Consider the following 20136-nt stretch of genomic DNA (forward strand, 5'->3'; position numbering starts at 1 on the left):
GAGCTCATCAGTGAGTGAATTAAGCACCGGGGAGCAGTTCCTCGTTAATGCCCTTGCTGATGCAATTGGGCGCCAGCGCATGCTCTACGCAGGGCGTAATGGCAACGTCAAACGGACAAAGTTATGGGACGAGTTCGGTTATCCGGACACACTAACTTTCGACAACTTCTATCGACAGTATCGCCGCGGTTCAACCGGTTTTGCAGCAGTTCATAAATTGCTTGATTCCTGCTGGATGGACAGGCCGACCATTATCGATGGTGATGAAGACAGGGAGTCGACCGAAACCACCCCATGGGAAAAGTCAGTTACCAAACTGATGAAAAAGCACTGGGCGAAAATTAAAGACGCTGACCGCCGCAATATGGTTGGGCGTTACTCAGCACTTCTGATTCAGGTGAAAGATAATCGAGACTGGAGTGAGCCTGTTGATGTGGCACTGGTTCAGAGGCTAGGTAGTGCTGCACTGGTTAAACTGATCCCGGCATGGGAGCCGCAAGTCAAACCTGGCAACCTTGATATTGATACTTGGTCGGAAACCTACGGGCAGCCCGTCAGCTATCAGTTTAATGAACAACCGATAGGCGACGAGGGCACGTATAGCAGCCCTCGTTCGGTTCAGGTGCATCCTGACCGTATCATTCTGCTCTGTGAAGGCTCAGAGGATGAGAATATCCTGTCGGGAATCCCGCTTCTTGAGGCCGGCTACAATGACCTCCTTGATATTGAGAAGACGAAAGGCGGTAGTGCTGAGGGGTTCCTGAAGAACGCCAGCCGTCAACTGGCGATGGAGTTCGACGCCGCCACCCAAATTGACACGCTCATCAAGCAAGCCAAAGATGCTGGATATAACAGCCTTGGCGATGCGATGAATGACAAGGTGAATAAGCTTAACCGCGGTACGGATGCGGCAATAGCCATGCAGGCAGGGAAGGCGAGCGTTCTCTCTGTCGCTGCTGCTGACCCAACCCCAACCTGGACAGTATCGGCAAACTCATTCGCTTCGACGATTCAGTGTCCGTTCAACATCATGTTCGGCAAACAGACTGGTAACCTCGCATCAGAGGAAGATAAAACGGCCTGGGCCAACCGATGCAACGAGCGTCGCTGGGGTTTTATGTCCGACGTCATCACGCGAGTGATAGAGCGATTTTGGACCATCGGCATTATCGACCCTCCGGCATCGGGCGAGGTCACGCTGGTATGGTCTGACTTACTGGCGCCAAGCGAGAAAGAGAAGATCGCAAACATGGATAAGATGGCCGATGTGGCGCAGAAAACTCAGCAAGCCTTCGGCACCCCGGCGGTCGATGAGAACGAGGTAAGGGCAGTCGGCGAGCTTGAGCCACGCAAAGAGGTCATTCCGCCCAACCCCGAAGACAAGGTGACAACCGATGATCCTCTTTCCGATGACTCAGGAGCAAAAGAGTAAAGTCGGTACGCCGATAATCCCCCGCAGCAAAGTCGACCCAACTCAATCAGCCAGGCCGGTTAGCAAGATGTTTCAGGATATCGAAGGCCGGTATCTGAACATAAAGCGCAGGCTAAAGGCACTATTTGACCAAAGGCTTACAGGGCTGCAGCGAGAGGCGAACGCACATCAGTCGTGGATGATGTGCAACAACGAGGGTTCCGACCCTTCGCTGTATCAGGTCAACGCCGGTAAGTTCATCTATGACATGACCGCCGCTGAGCTGGCCGACCTGCTGCAGGTTGTGCAGTCAATTTTGGATGATGAGCTTCTCGATGGCGGCAACCAGAACCTATGGGCGATGGACTACGTCATTGCGGAGTATGACCGCGGCACGCTAAACGCCTTCACCAACCTTTCGGTGCAGTCGCAGGTATATGCCAGCCAGACAACTCTACAGCAGCTTTTAAACAGCCCCGGTTATCTGAACCAGATAGCGGCGGCCAGGCTTACAACGTTCAGTGACTGGAAGGTCATCAGCGACACCACCCGCGGCGACCTGACCAACATTATTACCGATGCGGTTGCGCGCGGCGTGAATCCTCGTGAGACGGCAAGCGTCATCAGCAAGCGTCTCGATGTGTCGATGTCGAAGGCTAAGACCATCGCTCAGACTGAGCAGGTCGGCGCGCTTCGGCAGGCACAGTGGAATGAAACTGACTGGGCCGCTGACCGGCTGGGGCTGAATACCGGCCTGCTGTGGCTGTCGGCGCTCAAGCCAACGACGCGCACCTGGCACGCCAGCCGTCACGGCAAGGTCTACACCACAGAAGAGGTGCAGGACTTCTACGCCGAGAACGGCAATCGTTACAACTGCTATTGCAGCCAGATTCCGGTGCTTCTCAGTGACGATAGAAGCATATTCAACGAAGGGTTGGCTGATAAGTTAAAAAAAGAGAGGATAAGCTGGAAGGAAGGAGCATAATTATCATTCATTCAATGCCATAGAGGTAATCATGCTAAAAAAATACTTCGTTGCTTATCAGATCTTAAAACATGGCGAGCAACCTATTTATGGTTCTGCTGTTCTATCCGATCATGACGATGTTGAACCAGATGTTTTCTTCAGCAAAGTAGCAAGAGAAATAGCCAAAAAACATATGGTACTGCCTGAAGGGGTAATCATCACAGCCTTCAATCGGGTTAATTAACTACTAGATAAATTAATTTTGGCGTAACTCAATTGGTAGAGTAACGCATCAACGCGACCATTCTATTGTTGGTCGTGCTCGGTACGGCATGATGTTGACGCTTGACGAGAGCGCTGGTTCGAATCCGGCAGCCAAAAACAATTTCTGACCCAGCCATAGCGCTGGGTTTTTTATTGCCTGTAATCCACCAATGAGGCCCATATGTGGACACTTAGATACGATGGACGCGGTTGGGTTTATTCGAAGCCGGGAGTAACGATAAAGCTACGGTATGAAGACGGCGAGGTGCTTAATGTCGAAGCATCCTGGTGGTTCCCTGTTAAACCCACAAAGAAGCAACTCCGCCAAGCGCGCAAAAATAAACTTTACTAACGAGGACCCAGCATGAAACGCAACCGCGTTAACGTGCTGACCGTCGTCAACTCCGCTTCAAACATCACTACTGAAACCATCGACGGCAAGCCACATATCGTGGTTCGCGGCATCACGCCTGTCGTGGACGATATCGTGATGAACCGGAAGTTGTACCCGGCAGCAGAAATCGAAAAGGCCTACAACACGCTCGAGCGTAACCCGATGCCGCTGGGCCACCCGAAAGTGGACGGCAAGCATGTGTCGGCGCGCGATGTCCGGGCGGTGAACGAGTACCACGTCGGCGCCTGGCTACAGAACGTCAGCCACAAAGACAGAAGAGTGACGGGAGACATGTACGTCAACCGCCAGTACGCCGAATCCAGCGATAAGGGCAAGCGCCTGATTAACCGCCTGGATGAGATGCTGGCCGGTACCAACTCAGAACCCATCCACATCTCCACAGGATTGCTGTATTCCGGCATTGCCGCTAATGGCGAGTCAAAAGGCAAAAAGTACAACGAGATCGCCACCAACATGATGTTTGATCATGTGGCGGTGCTGCTCGATGAACCCGGCGCCGGAACGCCAGAAGAAGGAGTCGGCATTTTCGTAAATGCTGAAGGCGACGAGCTTGAAATTGAAGTAGTGAACCTCGCTGATGCTGACGTTCCAGACCCGCAAGATGCCTCATTCAAAACATTTTTCAACCAGCTAAAGGCGTTTTTCAGCGCCAACAGCGATTCAACCCAGAAGGAAACAGACCCGATGAAAGAGCTCATCGTTAATGCGCTGAAGGCCAAAGGTAAATCGGTTGACGGTAAAACCGATGCCGAGCTGATGGACGCGTACAACCAGATGCTGGCAGAAAACGCCGACAGCAAAGAAGAAACGCCTGAAGAGAAGGCCGCACGTGAGAAGAAAGAAGCGGATGACAAGAAGGCTAAAGAGCAGACCACCAACAGCGAAGAAATGCCAGCGTGGGCGAAAGTCCTTACTGAGCAGGTCACCGCACTTAACAGCCAGATCAATGCCAACGCTGACAAAGAGAAGGGCGAAAAGCGCGCAGCTGTGAAGCTGGCGATGAACATGAGCGATGAAGAAGTTGCAGATCTGGACGGTAAGGCGCTCGATGCAATGTACGCCAAGTGCCAGACCTCTTTCGGCCTGAACGCTGCATTCCGCAATCAGGCAACCAACACCCAATCAGTCAGCGAAATGCCGGAGTAAAAAATGGCTAAAGACGGAAAACATATTATCCACGCCGGCGGCGTGTTCCCTAATCCGCTACTTAACCGTGAAGGCGGGGCAGTTGCATCGACTCTGCCTGGTACTGTTGGCTTCTTCAGTACTGCTGACAAGTTCACGGCCTCTGTAGCCGGGGCAGAATCCGCCATCAAGTATGTGGCAAACAAAGACTACCTGCGCTGCCTGAGTGTTGATGACGCAATCCCAGCCAATGAATTGGTTGTTGGTATTCATCCGCTACCTGGCATGTTCCTAAACGTGCGAGCAGCAGCGGGCACCTACACCAAAGGCCAGCCGGTTGCAGTAGCCAACGGTCAGATCACTGCGGTTGCAGACGATGCCGCCGTATTCGCCTATGTCGAAGAAGATAAAGCAGTCACTGCGGTGGCGGGCGATCTGATTCGCGTTGTGTTCAAATAAGGAGCACTGAATGTTTGTATTCTCCAAGTCTATCGGCGAGAAGACCGGTAACCTCGCGGTAAACCAGGCGCAATGGCGCGCTCTCGAACTTGAACGAAACGCCAGTGCTCAGGCAGCAGCTGATTTTCTGGCGCGCACTCAGTTCCGTGGTGATGCAGAAAACGCCCCTTATCTCGACGCGGTGAACGCAGTTGACGATATCCGCCGCCTGTATCGGGCTTTCGACACAACTGTGCTTCAGCAGTTCGAGCCGAATACCGAATTCACTCTACTAAACGATCTGATGCCGCTGTCTCGCTCCGTGCGAATTGAGCAGTCTCGTTACGATTACGCTCGTACCGGCGGCCGCGGCTGGGCACATACTTCCATGTCCGGTCAGGTCGGTGCGGCGCTGGATGCTCGCAGCTATTCCTTCGACGGCACCATGGTACCTATTCACGACTCTGGCTTTAAGTTCGAATGGCGTGATCCAATCTTCAACAGCCCGCAGGCATTGCAGTCGCAGTCGGATGCGCAGCGTGGTTCCGTTGAAGACGTTCAGCGTCGTTACGTTGACTACATTTTCAACGGCTTCCGTGACAAGGCTGGCAACTTCGCTGTGTTCGACGGCCTGACCTGGAAAGGGTTGCGTGACGATGAGCGTGTAGCGCAGATCGACCTTGGCGCCTCTGGCCTTAACATCGACTTCACCTCTGGCACAGCAACATCACAGGCTATCCGCGCTGGCGCAATCGCACTACGTGATCAGATGCGTCGCGTGAACAACCAGTATGCAGAGCAGACCTGGTACGTATCCGGTGAAATCATCTCCAACCTGGAGCGCTATTTCTCCGACAACTTCCAGTCCGGCACGATCATGGATGAAATCCTGAAACTGACCGGTGTAGCGGCGATTAAAGAAGACAGCCAGCTTTCAGGTAACGAAATTGTCATCGTTCCGCTGTCTGCTGGCGTCATTGCTCCAATCGTTGGCCAGGCTATCGGTACCGTTGCCTCCCCGCGTCCGGAATACAACAGCGACTACATCTGGCGCACCTGGGGTGCAATGGGGTTGATGGTTAAGCAGGACATCAACAATAAATACTCCGTAATTCACGCATCAAGCTAAGGATAAATCATGGCACTGGTAGAAATCGTGGCAAGCAACCTGCACGCCGGTGCCAGCCTCCGCAAACTGGAGGTTGGTTCGGTGGTGGATGTAGACGACGCAACGGCGGAGCGCTGGATCAGCACTGGCAAAGCAAAGGAGACCGACAAGAAGAAAGGCGAGAAGCTTTCCTTCGAAGTGGCTACTCCGTCCACGCCTGCAGCAGAACTGACTGCCCTGCAAAAGCAACTCGCCGACGCGCTGGAGCTGAACCAACAGCTAATCGCCGATGGTGAAGCGAAAGACAAGGCTCACGCCGACGCGCTGGCAGCAGAAACAAAACGCGCAGACGAAGCCGAAGCCGCACTGGCAGAAGCAACCAAGAAGGCGAAATAACCATGGCTGACCCAATCACAGCGGCAGACGTGCAGGCGTACCTCGGTGAATTGGGTTATTCCATTCCCGGCGCGCTGCTGGATCCGATCCTCTGCGTGGTTAACAAGATTATCCCGTGCCTTGATGGTGCGGGATATGACGACTGTACGGCAAAACTTATCCTGATGTATGCCGCTGCGCTCATGGCGACGTCTTCTGGTGCTCGGCGAATAAAATCGCAGGGGGCGCCGTCCGGGGCGTCCCGCTCGTTCGATTACGGAGACGATGGCATTACCTGGCTGCGCGACTCCCTTGCGAAACTCGATACCAGCGGCTGCACCGGTGAGCTGCCAATCAGCGCCGGTAACAGCGTCGGCTTGTTCATGGTGGTCGGGGGCTGCTGATGGAATGGAAATCCGTTAAACAGGCCATGCCGCGCTCTTTCGCCAGGGTGTGGGTGATGACCGATACCGGGCGGGAGACTACCGGCTACGTGAAATCGGATGGCGAGTGGTTCATCAACTGCCCGCGCATCCGGGAGACTGGCGCGAAGGTGCTGAGGTGGAAAGAATGAAGCGAGGCGGGTTACTGCAAAACAGGCGACTTTATCGTGTTGGCGAGGCAGCCATGAGCTCGTTCACTCCACTAAATGCACTCAAGCGCAGCGAGAAACTTAAAGGCCAGAGCGGAAACGTGACGGTTGTGCTGCGCTGTAAGGAGGGCTGATGTCATCGGTAGCGAACTGGTCATACACCGCGACGGCAACCATCTGGCGGCGCATACGCGATGCCGACGGTAGCGATACCGACGGCGGAGGCCAGCCGTACGGTTGGGAAGCGCCGATCGCTATTCTTTGCGACTATCAGGGCGGGCTCTCTGCGAAAATCGGTGACCTCGGCCGGGAGATCGTGGTTAAAAACACGATATGGACCGAGTCCGCAACGGCGCGGGAGGGAGATTACATCCTGATTGGCGCGTCGACCGATGCGGCTCCGCCGGACGAGGCCGACGAGATACGGCAAATCGTTCAGTTCGCTGATACGTTCGAGCGACTGGCGGACGATTTCGCAATCATTACACAGGTGTAATTATGGGCGCTAAAGTTCGCGGCATCCGCCAGGCCAAGGCCAATCTCGACCGCATCATCAAGGGCGTACAGGGGCGCAAGGTTGTGCGCGCGCTGCAGTCGGCGATGATGCTTATCGGCACCCGGGCGGCATATTACACCCCGATCGACACCTCAACTCTGATTAATAGCCAGTTCCGCGAAATCGACGCTGGCGGGGTTCTCATCACTGGGCGCATCGTTTACTCAGCCAACTATGCTGCGTACGTGCACGAAGCGTCAGGCAAGCTGAAAGGCCAGCCGCGCGCGCACTTCGGCGTGACCAGTAACCGGTCTGAGTTCGACCCGCAGAAACCGAAAGAATTCGGTGGCGGGACAGGAAAGGGCAACTACTGGGATCCGCATGGTGAACCGCAATTCCTGACCAAAGGCGCAAATGATGAGCGCGATAACGTTGATGCGGTGATGCGCAAGGAGCTTTCGCTATGACACCTCCGATGTATATGCGCCTCAAAGACCTCTTTGTGGCTGAGGGGCTCACCGCGGGGTTTAAGGTCCAGTGGCGGCAATGGCGCGATACCGGGAAAGATGCCGATCAGTTCATCGTGTTCCGGCCTTCCGGCGGCACCGACATCATCTACGACCTCGGCGGCGACTGGTATGTGATGGTCGACGTTGTTTCCTCGAAAGCTAATCCAGATGCTGCTGACGCCGCGGTGAATGCCATCGTTGAATACGTCAGTGCGCAATCTGGTGCTGATGACTGCGTCGGCGCGTTGCGGCTTGTCGGCAATGTCCCGGCGGCTATACCCACCGAAGAGGGCCGGTTAGTAACCCGGCTGCTCATCTCCTGCACATACGGCGAATAATCGTCAGAATCACCCATCAGGCTGCCATCGGGCGGCCTTTTTATTTTGAGAGGTACACATGCAAGGCTGTGCTAATGATACCGGCAAGCTGATTGGTAAGGTGGCCGTGCTACGCATGGCTTTTGGCTGTGCTGACACAATGCCAGCGCTAAGCGCATTTATGCGACTTGGGGCGTTGACCACCAAGGGGATTGACTACTCGATGAACACAGTCAGCTCTGAAGCTGATGATGCGAAGGGTATTGTCGAGAACCTGGTAAACAACATGGACCTGACCATTTCCGGGGAAGGGGAGTTACGCAAATCTGATAAGGCGAGCGAAGTCGGTGCCTGGCGTCTTTCAAAGTACATTTTTGACGAGATTCAGGCGGGCCGTCAGCCGACCTTGTGGGTGCGTCTTGATTTTGTTGGTGAAGATGCTGGTACCTACATCGTGGGTTATTTCAACACCACGTCATGGTCTACGGATATGGGGACCAGTGATATTGCCACCTTCTCCGGTGAGTGGAAAGTTTACGATGCCGATAGTGTGCAGTTTGTGTTGGCTAACCCGATTGCTGTTACCGGCGTTACTGTTGCACCGACTACCGCAAGCCTTGTTGAGGGTAGCACCCAGCAACTGAATGCGACCATCGCACCGGCCAACGCAACCAACCAGGCTGTAACCTGGACAACATCTGATGAAGATGTCGCGACGGTAAATGCTAACGGTCTTGTAACTGCGGTTGGTGCTGGTACTGCAACCATAACTGCCACCACTGGCGACGGTAGCAAGACCGCGACCAGCGCAATCACAGATACTGCGTCGTAAGCAGACCAAAGGGTGGTTTCGACTGCCCTTGATTCTGACTATGGAGTAACTATGACCCCCATTAAAGAATTAGGCGAATGCATTATCGGATTCGGTGACCGGGAATTCTTTTTCCGGCCGTCGTTCCGCAACATGGCGCGCATCGGTGAGCCTGCTGAAATCGTCCAGACGTTCTATGACCTTTGCAATGATGAGGCTACGCCATTCGCGCAGCGCGCGGCTCAGGCCTATATCCGTGACGAGTACAGCCGGCTTCCTGATTGCGTGCTGCGATACATTCAGAGCGGACTACTGACACGCAAAGCCATTATGGCCGCGCATACGGTGCTTACGGCATGCTGTGACGACGATATCGGCGATCTGGTTGGATGGATGAAGCCAGCTAAATCACGTAAGCGTGGCTTTGTCTGGCGCCCGGGCAGCATGCCGCCGGAAAGTATGGTCATCGTCGCGCAAAACCTGATGATGCATGGCATCATCGGCAAAGCGAAGGTGCGCAAGCTGCAGCGTTACGAAACGAACGAGACAACTGCAGAATTCCGGGCAGCCGACTACATCATGGCGGCCCGTAACCATTTCTGCATAAGCCGGGAAGAGGCTGAGAACCTCACGATGACAGAATTCAGCTTACTTCTGAATGCTAAATATCCAAACCAAAAGGGCTTCACCAGAGAGGAGTTTGATTCCGTAATGAGTGAAGATGATAAGCGCTGGAATGCAATGCTTGCAGCTGAAGAAGTTGGTAAAATGAACAAGCGCCTAGGGTAGCTCCCGAAAAGGCGGAACGTAGACCGCTCTGGCGCACCTGCCATCTACGGAACCTGCTACGAGGTTTAGAATGAATGACCATTTAAGTCAGCGCTATCTTTTAGAATGCTTTGATTATGCGCCCGATACAGGTTTGCTTTCCTGGAGACGCCGTCCAATCCATCATTTCACTAGCGAAGTCGCTATGAATCGATTTAATGGTAGGTTTACCGGAAAGGAGGCGTCCAGCTCGTTGAACGGACGATATTTATATGTTTGTGTGAACAAGAAGCATCACCTTTGCCATAGGATTGTATGGTGCATGCATCATGGGTCATGGCCTGAAGACGATGTGGATCATATTAACGGCAATAAGTGTGACAACCGCATAGAAAACCTACGATGTGTCAACAGAAGCCAAAACATGTCTAATGTTGGTATGCAAAAAAACAACAGCTCTGGTTTTATCGGTGTCTTTTGGGCGTCACGGGAAGCAAAATGGATGGCAGTTGTTGCGCATAATAAGAAAAACATCCGTTTAGGTATGTTCGATTGCCCAATACAGGCGGCTCTTGCATACAATGCAGGCGCGCTGAAGTATCACGGCTCGTATGCGCAAAAGAAGGTTGACATAAACATCAAAGCGATTGAGCTTGCAAGGTCTGAATAACTTAAAAGATAGCCCGCTAAGGTGGGCTTCGTACATGCTGTCAGGCTGATATCAAGCTGATATTGCTAACCTGTAGACGCTGGCTGTATACTCATTTGACAAAGGTAAGCACTTGTAGCCCATTCAACTATCGGAGGAAGCATGAAAGCAACAGTACGCCGCTACTTACGCGCTGCCGGAAGCATTCTTGATATCGCTCCGTCAGCCAGATACACAAGGAACGTCAAAAAAACCAGCGATATGCAGGAAATCGAGAAAGATTTCTATCGCATAGGTGGTGATTTCAGGCGTTCACTTGCAATAGCAAATGCCGCAAAGCAAGAGCCAACAAGCTAGCCATCAGTCAGCCGTAACCAAGGCTGAGAGCATAAATAAGCAGCTCACCTCTAATCCCGAGGTGCTCGATGCTTTTCTTCGCAGTGAAAGTTTTCAGACAATAATAACCCAACAGACAATGCATGCTGGGCCGCTGCCTTCACCTAAAACACTCGAAGAGTATGATGCTGTTTTGCATGGTGGCGCAGAGAGAATTTTTGCAATGGCAGAAAAGGAACAGGCAGCCAGGCACAAGTACAACCAGGATGCACTGGACGGCGAAATTAACCTCGATCGCCGCGGTCAATGGATGGGTTTTTCTATCGCCATAATTATTCTTGTCATGGCTGCCGTGTTTGCATGGAAAGGGAATACTACTTTTGCAGGAACGCTGGTTGCCATAGACCTCATAGGCCTTGTGTCGGTTTTTGTTATCGGAAGACGCCAAGGTAAGAAAGATGAGTAAACCCGCTTCGGCGGGTTTTTGCTTTCTGGTACAACTTCATTGCCCGACTAGCTTTGATAACCCGGCGGTAGTAGCAGCTTGCACCACAGTTTTAAGCACTTCAGTAGACATTTCGCCGAGAGTCGACTTGGCCTTGGCCTTCTGCTCATCACTCATGTTTGAAATAGCGATGAGGTCTTCTAGCACTACGACAGCATCACGATGAAATTTTATGGTCTGCACGTTAAGGATTGCAGAAAGTCCGCCGTCCTGTTGAATGAAGTCAATGCCCTTCGCAGTGATCATGATTGCTCCGGGATTTATACTATAGCCGCTAAGATGATGCCGTAACCCGCTGTGAATCAGCTCGTGTTCTTCAAGGTAAAGCAGGTTTGCTACAAAGGTATCATCACTATCAAACATTGATTTCAACTCTACATATGCATTGTTCTGCAGATGGTTTGGGTAAGCGTTAAACAGTATCTGGAGAAGCTCTTTTTGCTTTTCCCTTTCAAGTTTGATCATCTTCAATCCCGTTAGTGTTTTTTGCTCAGGTACAAGAAAAGTCTACTATAGCTTGAATTTTGCTATAGGAAATAGCGTTCGAATGGTTGGGTTTTGTCGTATCGCTTCCCCTCTGCTACGATTGCCGCATCATTTACTGATGGGGATAGGGATATGAAAAAGGTGATTTTAGCGGCGTTAATTGGACTTTCAGGCGTGGCTCATGCCGAATGGAAGCACGAAGTTACTCAAGACAAAATGGGGAGAGGTAGCGATGAGATCGCTACCGTCGTAAGTAGCAATGCTTTATCTCTTCAGCCTCCTTATGAGGGAAAACAAAATGCAACGTTTTCATTGCGAAGTCTTAGAGGTGAAAATAATGAATTTGTTGTTGCAGTAGAAAAGGGACAAATAATTTGCGAACAAGATGGATGCGGATTATTAGTTAGAGTGGATGATGAAAAAGCATTTCGGCTTATTGGATCTCATCCTAAAGATGGAAGCTCAGATATGGTCGTTGGTTCAATTAATACAGAAGATTTAAGAAAAATAAAAAAGGCAAAATCAATTTTAATTGAATTGACTATTTACCAGAATGGCGAGCATGTACTTGAGTTTGATAGTAAAGATAATCCATTCGTCGGCAGGAAAACTTATCTTATCTCTGAGATTAGAGAGATGATTGATTCTGGAAAACCACCAAAGCGAACAAAAACATCAGAAGTTCCTATGGATATGCCTAAATTTGATATATGCAAAAAAGTAGCAAATAAAAGCTCTGAGGATGGGAAAATCACCGTCACAGAGGTGAACAAAAAGGATGAATTCACTACTGCTACGTATGGTGAAGATTCTGTTACGACGCTTGCGTGTAAGAGAGGTAGCAAAACGTCTATGCTTTCATTTTTTAGATATGATTAACTACCTACAAAGTATTTATAGGTCACATAAACCTCGCTCTGGCGGGGTTTTTTATTGCCCGGAGAAAAGTAAATGGCTGAGAGCGCTGGCGGAATTTATTACGACATTGAGATGGATGTACAAGGGCTTCTCGTTGCACAGCAGCGCGTTAATCAGCGCCTGGATATGATGGAGCGTGGTTTCGACGGCACTACACGCGCCGTGAACAACACTGAGCGTTCTATGTCCAGCCTGTCAGGCGTGGCTGTTGCTTTGGCTGCCGCTCTTTCTGTGAAGCAGGTTTCCGAATATGCAGATGCCTGGGCAACTGTAAATAACAAGCTGGCTAACTCACTGCGGCCTAACGAGCAACTTGCTGATGTAACAGAGCGCGTATTCAACATTACGCAGCAAACTCGCAGTAGTTTAGATGCAACGGCATCCCTCTACGCAAGACTAGAAAGGGCAACCAGGCAGTACGGGACCAGCGCAGATGATCTGGCGAAGTTAACCACAATCATAAACCAAGGGTTCGTTGTATCAGGTGCCACGGCGCAAGAGGCCGAGAACGCGATCATTCAGTTGTCGCAGGGCCTTGCTTCTGGAGCTTTACGCGGTGAGGAATTCAACTCTGTAAACGAACAGGGTAACCGTCTTATTGTCGCTCTTGCCGACTCCATGGGAGTTAGTATTGGCGAAATGCGGAACATGGCTGCGCAGGGCAAGTTAACAACCGACGTGGTTGTTAATGGGCTTCTATCCCAAGGATCAGTAATCGGGAAAGAGTTCGCCAATACTACGACGACGATAAGCCAGGCACTGCAGGTTGCTGGTAACAACGTAACTAAATTCTTTGGCGAAAACTCTACCGTAAAAACTGGTGCCGCTATTTTTAATGATGCAGTTGTGACTGCAAGTGAGAACATAGGCGTTCTGAGCGCTTCATTAACTGCTGCAGCGGCAATTATGGGAAGCCGCTATGTCGGCGCATTGACAATGTCTGCCGCCTCTCAGGTCCAGTCTGCCTTGGCGGCCCAGCGTCAGGCCACTGCCAATGCCCAGGCCGCTCAGTCTGCGCTAATTGCCGCCAATTCAGTGAAGAGAAAGGCGGTTGCAGACAAAGAGGCAGCTTTGTCTTCCCTCGCCTTAGCGCAGGCAGAATATAATGTGGCCAAGGGTAGCGCAGCTGAAATGCTTGCGCTGGATGCATTAGTTGCAGCCAAATCAAGAGCAAGTGCGGCATCATTGTCTTTGGCGCAGGCAGAAACTGCACAGGCCGCAGCATCTTCACGAGCAGCAGCTGCAGCAAGTGCTGCCTCGGTAGGTATAGGACTTGCTCGCGGTGCTCTTTCTTTGATCGGCGGCCCTGCTGGTGCGGCTATGTTGGCGGCATCTGCTATTTTCTACTTCTGGCAGAAGGCACAACAAGCCAGAGAAGAAGCAATCCGCTTTGCTGACAGTCTGGATAAAGTTAATGCCTCAATGAAGGCAATGAATAATACCCAGCTCAGGGGTACAATTGCCGATGCCAATAAGTCTATTCAGGCGCAAGAGGAAGATGTAAGGGATCTTGAAGATAGCATTAAGAAACTTAAAAGTGAGATTGATGACTACACCGCAAGAGGGAAGCAATTCGGAACAACAATAGAGCAAGGCAACGGATTACTAAAAATCGCATCAGATAAAACTGATGAGCTGAATCAAAAATCGCGTGATCTGGCGAACGCGCAGGATAAGTTAGCAAGAACTCAGGATACCGCAGCGGAAGCTAACAGGACCCTAACAAACAACATGCTCACCTCAATGGGGGTGCATGATGGGCTGATTCAAAAGGGTTGGTCACTTGAGCAGGCGCAGAGCGCGGTTGCGAAGGCTTTCGGCAACACTGCTGATGAAATAAACCGAGCAAACCAGGCTGGACAAAACTTCAACCCAAAAGCGCTGCAGGTTTCTCCTCCTACCGCTGATGGCGACAAAGTAATTCTTAACCTCGAAGAGCAGAACGAGTTACTGAAAATTCAGGATGAACGCCAAAGAGCAGTAACAAAAGCCAGGATGCAGGCGGCAAAGGTTACTGATAACCCAAATCAGATATCAAAAGCTGGCGATCTGGCGGGGGAAAACTTTGATCTGCAAAAATCTGAAGAGGCGCGCAAGGAGGCGCAAAGGAAGAGTGAGCAGCAGGATAAGCGTTCTGCCACCGCTGCAGAATCGGTAGCGCAGAAGCTCGATAAGCTACGAGCAGCACAGGATCTATCCACGGAGTCTGCCGAAAAGCGCCGCATCCAGGAAGCTGGCTTGCGTGCCGAGCAATCACTTGGAAGCGGAGCAACGCAGAAGCAACTGAATGAGGCAAGAGCGCTTGGTGAAGCAAATGAACGTGCCGCGCTATCCATTCAGAAGCGCAAAGAGGCTGAGCAGGGACAGAAGTACGCCAAGCAGGAGATAGCTTCCGCGCAAACTACTGTTGACCCTTCAACTGGACAGGCAGTTGATCCACTGGCACAGATTAATTTGCAGGAGCAACAAAAACTTGAGGCCCTAGCTAAGTACCAGGAAATTGATAAGCAAAACACCCAACTGTACGAGGACGCTAAAACTGCAATCATGCAGCAGGCCTCATACCAACGTCAGGCCATCCTTCTGCAGGAGCAACAGACCTATCAGCAGAATGTGAGTTCGCTTTTAGGAGAATCGTCGAATTTTGCTGGCTCCCTGGCGGATGCGATAGGTCAAGCAGCAGGGAAGTCGAGTGCGGCATATCAAGCGCTTTTCGCTATTAGTAAAGGGTTTGCGATTGCACAGGCGTCCTTGAATCTTCAGACCGCTATCAGTAATGCCATGGCTATCCCGTGGCCCGCCAATATTCCTGCTATAGCGCAAGCATTGTCTGCTGGCACGCAGATAGTTAGCGCCATAAGCGGAATAAACTATAGTGGCGGCCGTAAAAATGGTGGACCTGTATCTCCCGGTAATATTTATCCTGTCGGTGAAGACAACCTTCCGGAATTCGTGCAGACCAATAAGGGTCTTTTCATGATACCCGGTGATGATGGCCGGGTATTCAGCAATAAAGACGTTACTAGCGGATCACCCAGCATCAAGAAGGCCTCAACTGGCAGTGAATATGTATCAAGCTCGAAGGGCAGCGCATCGCAGAGTGACTCCGGTGGCGGCAAGCAGATTCAGGTTAATGTTCAGTTTTACGACCAAACCTCCGGCGGGCAGCATTCATTTGAGGCGCAGGCTATGCAGGAAGGTAATGTGGTGACGGTTGATGCGTTCTTAAACGATCTTGACCGTGGTGGACCGATGACATCTGGTATCAAAGACCGGTTCGGGCTTTCTGTAAAAGCCAACGGCGCATACTAAATCAACCCGCTTCGGCGGGTTCTTTAATGGGAGGGAATATGAAATTTTGTGAATTACCGGAGCGAGTACAGGTACAGGCAGCTGAAAGGCTTTCTGATGAACTACAGGGGATTGTGGCGTGGAAAGAAGAAGAGAGAACGGACAAAGCGAAGGCGATCGCCAAATCCGTTCGTGAAAGCTTTATTGCATTATGTGCCGATGATTAGCTCTTCTTCTCGTCGTCTTTGAAATGCTCGACAGCTTCATCATAGAACGACAACAGTCCTGAAATATTTGATGAATAAACCGGCACACGCTGGGCCCGTACAAGCTCAATTATCAGTGCATATGCAGCTTCTTCAGGGGAATCTTTTGGATTTACAAGACCAGACATAAAACCTCCTTTGTTGTAGTGATTTTATCAGCCTACCCTGGCTCATGGGTACTTTATATCCTGATATTCGAACAGTGCCGCAGCTGCGGCTTTTTTAACGCCCGGAGGACACGTGGCTACAGTTCAATACCCTCCGTTCCTGCCGCTTCCCCAGCGCGCCGATCAGAACATGACGCAGGATACAGCCTGGCAGACGACGCAGACGGCTGTCGGCCCTGCGATATTTACCCCGATCACAACCGACCTGAAAGCGACCTGGACACTGCAATGGATATTCACTCTCGCGCAGGCCGAGCGCTTTAAGTCATGGCTGCGCTCGCCGACCTATTGCGACCGCGGGCGCAACTGGTTCCAGATGCCAATCGACCTTGGGGATACACAAGGCGTACAGCAACAGACGCTTCACTTCGTCAGTATGCCGGTGCAGACCAGCAAAAACGGCAGCGTTGTAACCTGGACGGCGACGGTTATCAGCAACGGTATCGAGGATATGACCGAGGACTACGACAACTGGATTGTTGAGGCGCAGCCTGGTTATGGCTACTGGCTGGATTATCTGGTGACAGAAGTTATGCCGAGGGCCGACTGATGCCGACATTGAGAGAGTGGAAGGAGCGCCGGCCGGCGAGCGACATCAAACAGACGGTGGAGTTTTATCATCCTGCGTTTGGTTATTACCGGGTTGTGAACAACCTGTTCCGCCCTGCGACGTTTGGCGGAAACTCGTTCGAGCCTGCGCGGTTCAGCGTGACCGAGCCGGCGCAGGACGGAACGGCAGTTATATCAATGACAATAACGTTTGTCGCCGCGACGGAGCACGTCAGACAGACGCTTAAAAGCTGGCGTGGGGCTGCGCGCATGACGCCGATTCAGTGCCTTTACCAGCAGTGGAATGCGATCGGTGACGCATCATCGCTGAAAGACTGGACGCTTTACGTGAACGACATTTCAGCCGATGCCAGCAACGTCACCGTGACCGCCAGCAAGACGAATCCACTAACACTAGCCAACTCCATCATTTACACAACGAAAGACTATCCCGGGCTGATCACCGTATGACACAGAGTGAATTTATCGGGCTTGTTAACGGCAAGCCCTGGGCTAACCGCGCCTGCAGTTTTGAGCAGATGGACTGTTGGGGCCTGGTGGTTCTCTATTACCGGCATGTGCTGGGGCTGGAGCTGCACCACATCGCCGGCTACGAATCGGGCGAGGAGTTCATCACCTGCTACGAACATGAGCACGTCCACTGGCGGAGTGTGCCGGTGGCGATCACTGGATGCATCGCCGTTTTTTACCGTGGCGAAGTTCCGGCGCATGTCGGTGTGATGATCAGCCCGGTTAAGTGCCTGCATGCCCGCGGCGAATTCGGTTTCGTACGCTGCGACAGCCCGCTAGCGCTTCTTAAGGTTTACAGCAGCGTGGAGTACATGGTCCATGGTTCGATATGAGTTACAGAGGCTTCCTGGCGCGCCGCTGCAGCGGGGGAAGGTAGATTCTGGCACCACACTGATTAGCCTGCTGGATTCTCTACAGTTACACCGCGATCTGGTCGTTAAACTGAATGGCCGCGCGCTGCCGGACGACTACGATATCAGTCGGCCACTATGTACCGGTGACGTCGTGGCTGTGTTCGATCAGCCGGAGGGTGGGGTCGGAAAACTGGTAACGACGATATTACGTCCGGTCTCGAAAATCCTGTCCGGTGCGCTGAAGGTGTTCGGACTGTCAAACAAGCCGAGTGCCTCTGTATCGGTTGCGACGGGAGAATCGCCGAATAATGACTTAACTGGCCAGACGAACCGCGCGCGACTCTATAAGGGGCGTCCGAACATTTACGGCCAGTGCCGCGTATTTCCTGACCTGATTCAGGAGGCGCTTTTCGAGTTCGTCGACAATAACAAACAGCTTACGGAATGGTTCGAGGTCGGTTACGGCCGGTACACCATTTCCTCGATCCGCTACTCGGAATCGAACCTCGGCAGCCTGGCGGGCGCCAGTTCAGCGATTTATAACCCGGGTGACGTGATCGGCACGATTGAAGTCGGCTATCAGTTCGATGACGTCGATAACGAGACAGTCCCCGGCCTGAACGAAAGTCAGGACTTCCCGGCCCAGACAGCGACCACGACGGCGCCGACATCGGTGGCGATCGAAAGTAATCAGCTCAAGGCTGTTGTTCTGTCGAACGACGATAACTTTGCCTACTTTGCAGCACTGGCGGTGCCGCACCCGGTTACGTTCGTCATCAATGCCACATGGAACGACGGCGGCACAAGCGTTACTCGAAACATCACCGGCGCCGGGAATATCATCTCATCAGAGAGCTTCATCGGCGAAGACACGCTTTCGTACACGACGTTTTATATCGGCGAACTGTCGGGAGAAATTACGTCGCTGCCGGGTGACGCGGTTATCAACCCTACACTGTTCACGCTTAATGATCAGACTCCGCTTGTTATCGGACCATCTGTGTCGCCTATCGTCTCCACTCAGGTGTGGGTGCATGTGCTTGTTCAGCTCGGCGCGACCGCCGGCACAACGCAATACCGGATTAGCTTCTGGATGGTTGATGACGATAACAACCAGGTGCCTGGGACGTCAGAACAGTACGATTATTTCTTCGACAACGATTTTCAAGTCACCACACGTTACTTCCGCACGACGCATAAATTCACACCGGAGGCCGGGGCCGGGCGCTATGCGGTGACCATCGAGCGCCTGGACAACAGCAACGATGCGAACGTAGTGACGCTGATGGCGATCCACGCAGTGAATGTACGGGAAAACGTCGTTTATCCGGAAGACACGATCGCCCGTATCACGATTAAGGGGCCGAACGACAGCAACTCAAACCGCGAGCAGAAGTACAACATGCTGGCGCAGCGGCATACCATCAGCTACGACCGGGCGACCGGCGCGGTCGATTACATGCTGCGGCCGAGTCGTTCGTTTGCCGACGCTATCCTGCACGAGTGGGTTGTCGTGAGTAAGCAGGACGTAGCCAGTATTGACGTCGCGGCTTTGTATGCCATTGCTGATTCGCTTCCGGATACTCAGCTTGGGTATTTCGATTACACTTTTTCTGATGAGAAACAGCCGCTGGGTGAGCGCATAGCGACGATCGCTAATGTGGCCCGTGTAGACGGCAACAACATCGGAGATGTTCTGACGTTCTGGCGTGATGAGAAAGTGACAAATCCTGATGCTGTCTTCGCCCGCTCAAACATGTTCTGGGACGAGTACAAAGTCGCCTGGCAAATGTCTCTCCCCGGTGGTTATGACGGCGTGGCGCTGGACTACGTAGACCCGCTGACGAACAAAAAGGCGTACATATACCTGCAGATCGACAGCAGCGGTATCACTGAGGTTGAGGATGCCACGGTTAACGCGATGCAGATCAGCCTGGGCGGCTGCCGCAACTCCACTCAGGCTAATGACCGGGCGTGGCTAGAAGCGAGAAAGCTCCTTTACTCGCGCCTGACCATGACGGTGAAAGTGCTGGAAGAAACCCAGGTGGTGCGCGGTACGGTTGTTCAGTGTCCTGATATGTACGACAACTCACAGCAGACCGGCTATATCACCGGTCGTATTGGCGATGTGTTCTCGACGTCAGAGCGCATCGATTTTTCTCTCGGCGATATGTGGGTGGTTATGACTGACAGTCTGGGGAATTATCGCGGTCGCTGGAGGGCTTATCCGGTAAGCGGCAAAGCCAAGGCATTCCAGGCTGCAGCTGATACCTTCGATCTCAACATTTATGACCGCTCTACGGTACAAAACCCAAGCCGGTATTTCATCGCTACCGATTCAGAACTGAACTCCACGATCTGGCGCGTGGACAGTGCTAAACCCAACGGTGACGACACTCAAACCCTCTCACTCACTGAGTATTCAGACTCAATTTATCCGTAACACACAGCATTAACTACCAACTATCGCGCACAACACCAGATGAATT

The 20136-nt window shown here is 52.2% G+C and carries 26 protein-coding genes and 2 pseudogenes; 26 read left to right on the forward strand and 2 right to left on the reverse strand.

The genetic code is table 11. From position 1 onward, the window contains the following. Positions 1 to 10 precede the first annotated feature (10 nt). The 19 genes and pseudogenes from IAE27_RS01600 (at position 11) to IAE27_RS01685 (ending at position 11047) form a co-directional block, all read left to right on the forward strand. The gene (locus IAE27_RS01600; RefSeq protein WP_200091603.1) at positions 11 to 1432 is read left to right on the forward strand and encodes an anti-CBASS protein Acb1 family protein; all 1422 of its coding nucleotides are present in this window, start codon (positions 11 to 13) and stop codon (positions 1430 to 1432) included. Continuing rightward, positions 1395 to 2396: a phage minor head protein gene (locus tag IAE27_RS01605; RefSeq protein ID WP_200091605.1), complete on the forward strand. Its 1002-nt coding sequence runs from the start codon at positions 1395 to 1397 to the stop codon at positions 2394 to 2396. The genes IAE27_RS01600 and IAE27_RS01605 overlap by 38 nt, the downstream gene beginning before the upstream one ends. A 31-nt stretch (positions 2397 to 2427) precedes the next feature. Then, the gene (locus IAE27_RS01610) at positions 2428 to 2622 is read left to right on the forward strand and encodes a hypothetical protein (protein ID WP_156529843.1); all 195 of its coding nucleotides are present in this window, start codon (positions 2428 to 2430) and stop codon (positions 2620 to 2622) included. Positions 2623 to 2639: 17 nt separating this feature from the next. Continuing rightward, positions 2640 to 2759 (forward strand): annotated as a pseudogene (locus IAE27_RS01615). A gap of 247 nt (positions 2760 to 3006) precedes the next feature. Continuing rightward, positions 3007 to 4203, forward strand: coding sequence for a DUF2213 domain-containing protein (locus tag IAE27_RS01620; RefSeq protein ID WP_200091607.1), 1197 nt, complete (start codon positions 3007 to 3009; stop codon positions 4201 to 4203). Positions 4204 to 4206: 3 nt separating this feature from the next. Continuing rightward, positions 4207 to 4641 carry a hypothetical protein gene (locus IAE27_RS01625; protein ID WP_200091609.1) on the forward strand — a complete coding sequence of 145 codons (435 nt, stop codon included), beginning with the start codon at positions 4207 to 4209 and terminating at the stop codon, positions 4639 to 4641. Positions 4642 to 4651: 10 nt separating this feature from the next. Beyond that, the gene (locus IAE27_RS01630; protein ID WP_006808954.1) at positions 4652 to 5749 is read left to right on the forward strand and encodes a major capsid protein; all 1098 of its coding nucleotides are present in this window, start codon (positions 4652 to 4654) and stop codon (positions 5747 to 5749) included. 9 nt (positions 5750 to 5758) lie between these two features. Continuing rightward, positions 5759 to 6124: a hypothetical protein gene (locus tag IAE27_RS01635; RefSeq protein ID WP_200091611.1), complete on the forward strand. Its 366-nt coding sequence runs from the start codon at positions 5759 to 5761 to the stop codon at positions 6122 to 6124. 2 nt (positions 6125 to 6126) lie between these two features. Then, a complete protein-coding gene (locus IAE27_RS01640; protein ID WP_200091613.1) occupies positions 6127 to 6507 on the forward strand; it encodes a hypothetical protein in 381 nt (126 codons plus the stop codon). After that, positions 6507 to 6677 (forward strand): 50S ribosomal protein L13, encoded by a 171-nt coding sequence (locus IAE27_RS01645; protein ID WP_200091615.1) that lies wholly within the window; start codon positions 6507 to 6509, stop codon positions 6675 to 6677. Before IAE27_RS01640 ends, IAE27_RS01645 begins: the two co-directional genes overlap by 1 nt. Before the next feature lie 151 nt (positions 6678 to 6828). Then, complete coding sequence (locus IAE27_RS01650) at positions 6829 to 7191, forward strand: hypothetical protein (protein WP_195322562.1); 363 nt, start codon at positions 6829 to 6831, stop codon at positions 7189 to 7191. Positions 7192 to 7193: 2 nt separating this feature from the next. Next, positions 7194 to 7658, forward strand: a complete 465-nt coding sequence (locus IAE27_RS01655) for an HK97 gp10 family phage protein (RefSeq protein WP_200091617.1) — start codon at positions 7194 to 7196, stop codon at positions 7656 to 7658. Beyond that, positions 7655 to 8038 (forward strand): hypothetical protein, encoded by a 384-nt coding sequence (locus IAE27_RS01660; RefSeq protein ID WP_200091619.1) that lies wholly within the window; start codon positions 7655 to 7657, stop codon positions 8036 to 8038. The genes IAE27_RS01655 and IAE27_RS01660 overlap by 4 nt, the downstream gene beginning before the upstream one ends. A 58-nt stretch (positions 8039 to 8096) precedes the next feature. After that, a complete protein-coding gene (locus IAE27_RS01665) occupies positions 8097 to 8849 on the forward strand; it encodes an Ig-like domain-containing protein (RefSeq protein WP_200091630.1) in 753 nt (250 codons plus the stop codon). Positions 8850 to 8900: 51 nt separating this feature from the next. Continuing rightward, entirely contained in the window at positions 8901 to 9617 is a 717-nt protein-coding gene (locus IAE27_RS01670) for a DUF6246 family protein (protein ID WP_200091632.1), read from the forward strand. A 184-nt stretch (positions 9618 to 9801) separates the two neighbouring features. Beyond that, a pseudogene (locus IAE27_RS29960) lies at positions 9802 to 10011 on the forward strand (HNH endonuclease signature motif containing protein); the annotation flags it as partial. Positions 10012 to 10020: 9 nt separating this feature from the next. Next, complete coding sequence (locus tag IAE27_RS29850; protein WP_241511166.1) at positions 10021 to 10266, forward strand: AP2 domain-containing protein; 246 nt, start codon at positions 10021 to 10023, stop codon at positions 10264 to 10266. A 141-nt stretch (positions 10267 to 10407) separates the two neighbouring features. Then, positions 10408 to 10602, forward strand: a complete 195-nt coding sequence (locus IAE27_RS01680) for a hypothetical protein (RefSeq protein ID WP_071829812.1) — start codon at positions 10408 to 10410, stop codon at positions 10600 to 10602. Next, entirely contained in the window at positions 10574 to 11047 is a 474-nt protein-coding gene (locus IAE27_RS01685; protein ID WP_182409925.1) for a DUF2335 domain-containing protein, read from the forward strand. The genes IAE27_RS01680 and IAE27_RS01685 overlap by 29 nt, the downstream gene beginning before the upstream one ends. 36 nt (positions 11048 to 11083) lie before the next feature. Here the strand turns inward: IAE27_RS01685 and IAE27_RS01690 are convergent, their stop codons facing one another. Further along, the gene (locus IAE27_RS01690; RefSeq protein WP_227685209.1) at positions 11084 to 11551 is read right to left on the reverse strand and encodes a hypothetical protein; all 468 of its coding nucleotides are present in this window, start codon (positions 11549 to 11551) and stop codon (positions 11084 to 11086) included. Positions 11552 to 11704: 153 nt separating this feature from the next. Here IAE27_RS01690 and IAE27_RS01695 point away from each other — a divergent pair, with 153 nt between their 5' ends. The 3 genes from IAE27_RS01695 (at position 11705) to IAE27_RS01705 (ending at position 16008) form a co-directional block, all read left to right on the forward strand. Next, positions 11705 to 12451 carry a hypothetical protein gene (locus IAE27_RS01695; RefSeq protein ID WP_128335116.1) on the forward strand — a complete coding sequence of 249 codons (747 nt, stop codon included), beginning with the start codon at positions 11705 to 11707 and terminating at the stop codon, positions 12449 to 12451. A 72-nt stretch (positions 12452 to 12523) separates the two neighbouring features. Further along, the gene (locus tag IAE27_RS01700) at positions 12524 to 15802 is read left to right on the forward strand and encodes a tape measure protein (protein WP_200091634.1); all 3279 of its coding nucleotides are present in this window, start codon (positions 12524 to 12526) and stop codon (positions 15800 to 15802) included. Between the two features lie 38 nt (positions 15803 to 15840). Next, complete coding sequence (locus tag IAE27_RS01705; RefSeq protein ID WP_155553320.1) at positions 15841 to 16008, forward strand: hypothetical protein; 168 nt, start codon at positions 15841 to 15843, stop codon at positions 16006 to 16008. Here IAE27_RS01705 and IAE27_RS01710 read toward each other — a convergent pair. Continuing rightward, positions 16005 to 16175: a hypothetical protein gene (locus tag IAE27_RS01710; RefSeq protein WP_004146378.1), complete on the reverse strand. Its 171-nt coding sequence runs from the start codon at positions 16173 to 16175 to the stop codon at positions 16005 to 16007. The two genes, IAE27_RS01705 and IAE27_RS01710, sit on opposite strands and share 4 nt — an antisense overlap. Positions 16176 to 16287: 112 nt before the next feature. On the opposite strand from IAE27_RS01710, the gene IAE27_RS01715 reads away from it, so the two are divergent. The 4 genes from IAE27_RS01715 to IAE27_RS01730 are packed head-to-tail and all read left to right on the forward strand — an operon-like array spanning position 16288 to position 20090. Beyond that, complete coding sequence (locus IAE27_RS01715; protein ID WP_200091636.1) at positions 16288 to 16764, forward strand: hypothetical protein; 477 nt, start codon at positions 16288 to 16290, stop codon at positions 16762 to 16764. Continuing rightward, positions 16764 to 17234 carry a hypothetical protein gene (locus IAE27_RS01720; RefSeq protein ID WP_115239872.1) on the forward strand — a complete coding sequence of 157 codons (471 nt, stop codon included), beginning with the start codon at positions 16764 to 16766 and terminating at the stop codon, positions 17232 to 17234. Before IAE27_RS01715 ends, IAE27_RS01720 begins: the two co-directional genes overlap by 1 nt. Beyond that, positions 17231 to 17626 (forward strand): NlpC/P60 family protein, encoded by a 396-nt coding sequence (locus tag IAE27_RS01725; protein WP_115239871.1) that lies wholly within the window; start codon positions 17231 to 17233, stop codon positions 17624 to 17626. Before IAE27_RS01720 ends, IAE27_RS01725 begins: the two co-directional genes overlap by 4 nt. Further along, positions 17613 to 20090 (forward strand): host specificity factor TipJ family phage tail protein, encoded by a 2478-nt coding sequence (locus IAE27_RS01730; protein WP_200091638.1) that lies wholly within the window; start codon positions 17613 to 17615, stop codon positions 20088 to 20090. Before IAE27_RS01725 ends, IAE27_RS01730 begins: the two co-directional genes overlap by 14 nt. Positions 20091 to 20136: the final 46 nt, after the last annotated feature.

The organism is Klebsiella sp. S69, from assembly GCF_016516145.1.
GTDB classification, from domain to species: domain Bacteria; phylum Pseudomonadota; class Gammaproteobacteria; order Enterobacterales; family Enterobacteriaceae; genus Klebsiella; species Klebsiella oxytoca.

Excerpts from the sequence above, each read along its gene's own strand:
- IAE27_RS01605 (WP_200091605.1), top strand. The coding sequence starts at position 1,395 with ATGATCCTCTTTCCGATGACTCAGGAGCAAAAGAGTAAAGTCGGTACG.
- IAE27_RS01610 (WP_156529843.1), top strand. The coding sequence starts at position 2,428 with ATGCTAAAAAAATACTTCGTTGCTTATCAGATCTTAAAACATGGCGAG.
- IAE27_RS01620 (WP_200091607.1), top strand. The coding sequence starts at position 3,007 with ATGAAACGCAACCGCGTTAACGTGCTGACCGTCGTCAACTCCGCTTCA.
- IAE27_RS01625 (WP_200091609.1), top strand. The coding sequence starts at position 4,207 with ATGGCTAAAGACGGAAAACATATTATCCACGCCGGCGGCGTGTTCCCT.
- IAE27_RS01630 (WP_006808954.1), top strand. The coding sequence starts at position 4,652 with ATGTTTGTATTCTCCAAGTCTATCGGCGAGAAGACCGGTAACCTCGCG.
- IAE27_RS01635 (WP_200091611.1), top strand. The coding sequence starts at position 5,759 with ATGGCACTGGTAGAAATCGTGGCAAGCAACCTGCACGCCGGTGCCAGC.
- IAE27_RS01640 (WP_200091613.1), top strand. The coding sequence starts at position 6,127 with ATGGCTGACCCAATCACAGCGGCAGACGTGCAGGCGTACCTCGGTGAA.
- IAE27_RS01645 (WP_200091615.1), top strand. The coding sequence starts at position 6,507 with ATGGAATGGAAATCCGTTAAACAGGCCATGCCGCGCTCTTTCGCCAGG.
- IAE27_RS01650 (WP_195322562.1), top strand. The coding sequence starts at position 6,829 with ATGTCATCGGTAGCGAACTGGTCATACACCGCGACGGCAACCATCTGG.
- IAE27_RS01655 (WP_200091617.1), top strand. The coding sequence starts at position 7,194 with ATGGGCGCTAAAGTTCGCGGCATCCGCCAGGCCAAGGCCAATCTCGAC.
- IAE27_RS01660 (WP_200091619.1), top strand. The coding sequence starts at position 7,655 with ATGACACCTCCGATGTATATGCGCCTCAAAGACCTCTTTGTGGCTGAG.
- IAE27_RS01665 (WP_200091630.1), top strand. The coding sequence starts at position 8,097 with ATGCAAGGCTGTGCTAATGATACCGGCAAGCTGATTGGTAAGGTGGCC.
- IAE27_RS01670 (WP_200091632.1), top strand. The coding sequence starts at position 8,901 with ATGACCCCCATTAAAGAATTAGGCGAATGCATTATCGGATTCGGTGAC.
- IAE27_RS29850 (WP_241511166.1), top strand. The coding sequence starts at position 10,021 with ATGTCTAATGTTGGTATGCAAAAAAACAACAGCTCTGGTTTTATCGGT.
- IAE27_RS01680 (WP_071829812.1), top strand. The coding sequence starts at position 10,408 with ATGAAAGCAACAGTACGCCGCTACTTACGCGCTGCCGGAAGCATTCTT.
- IAE27_RS01685 (WP_182409925.1), top strand. The coding sequence starts at position 10,574 with ATGCCGCAAAGCAAGAGCCAACAAGCTAGCCATCAGTCAGCCGTAACC.
- IAE27_RS01690 (WP_227685209.1), bottom strand. The coding sequence starts at position 11,551 with ATGATCAAACTTGAAAGGGAAAAGCAAAAAGAGCTTCTCCAGATACTG.
- IAE27_RS01695 (WP_128335116.1), top strand. The coding sequence starts at position 11,705 with ATGAAAAAGGTGATTTTAGCGGCGTTAATTGGACTTTCAGGCGTGGCT.
- IAE27_RS01700 (WP_200091634.1), top strand. The coding sequence starts at position 12,524 with ATGGCTGAGAGCGCTGGCGGAATTTATTACGACATTGAGATGGATGTA.
- IAE27_RS01705 (WP_155553320.1), top strand. The coding sequence starts at position 15,841 with ATGAAATTTTGTGAATTACCGGAGCGAGTACAGGTACAGGCAGCTGAA.
- IAE27_RS01710 (WP_004146378.1), bottom strand. The coding sequence starts at position 16,175 with ATGTCTGGTCTTGTAAATCCAAAAGATTCCCCTGAAGAAGCTGCATAT.
- IAE27_RS01720 (WP_115239872.1), top strand. The coding sequence starts at position 16,764 with ATGCCGACATTGAGAGAGTGGAAGGAGCGCCGGCCGGCGAGCGACATC.
- IAE27_RS01725 (WP_115239871.1), top strand. The coding sequence starts at position 17,231 with ATGACACAGAGTGAATTTATCGGGCTTGTTAACGGCAAGCCCTGGGCT.
- IAE27_RS01730 (WP_200091638.1), top strand. The coding sequence starts at position 17,613 with ATGGTTCGATATGAGTTACAGAGGCTTCCTGGCGCGCCGCTGCAGCGG.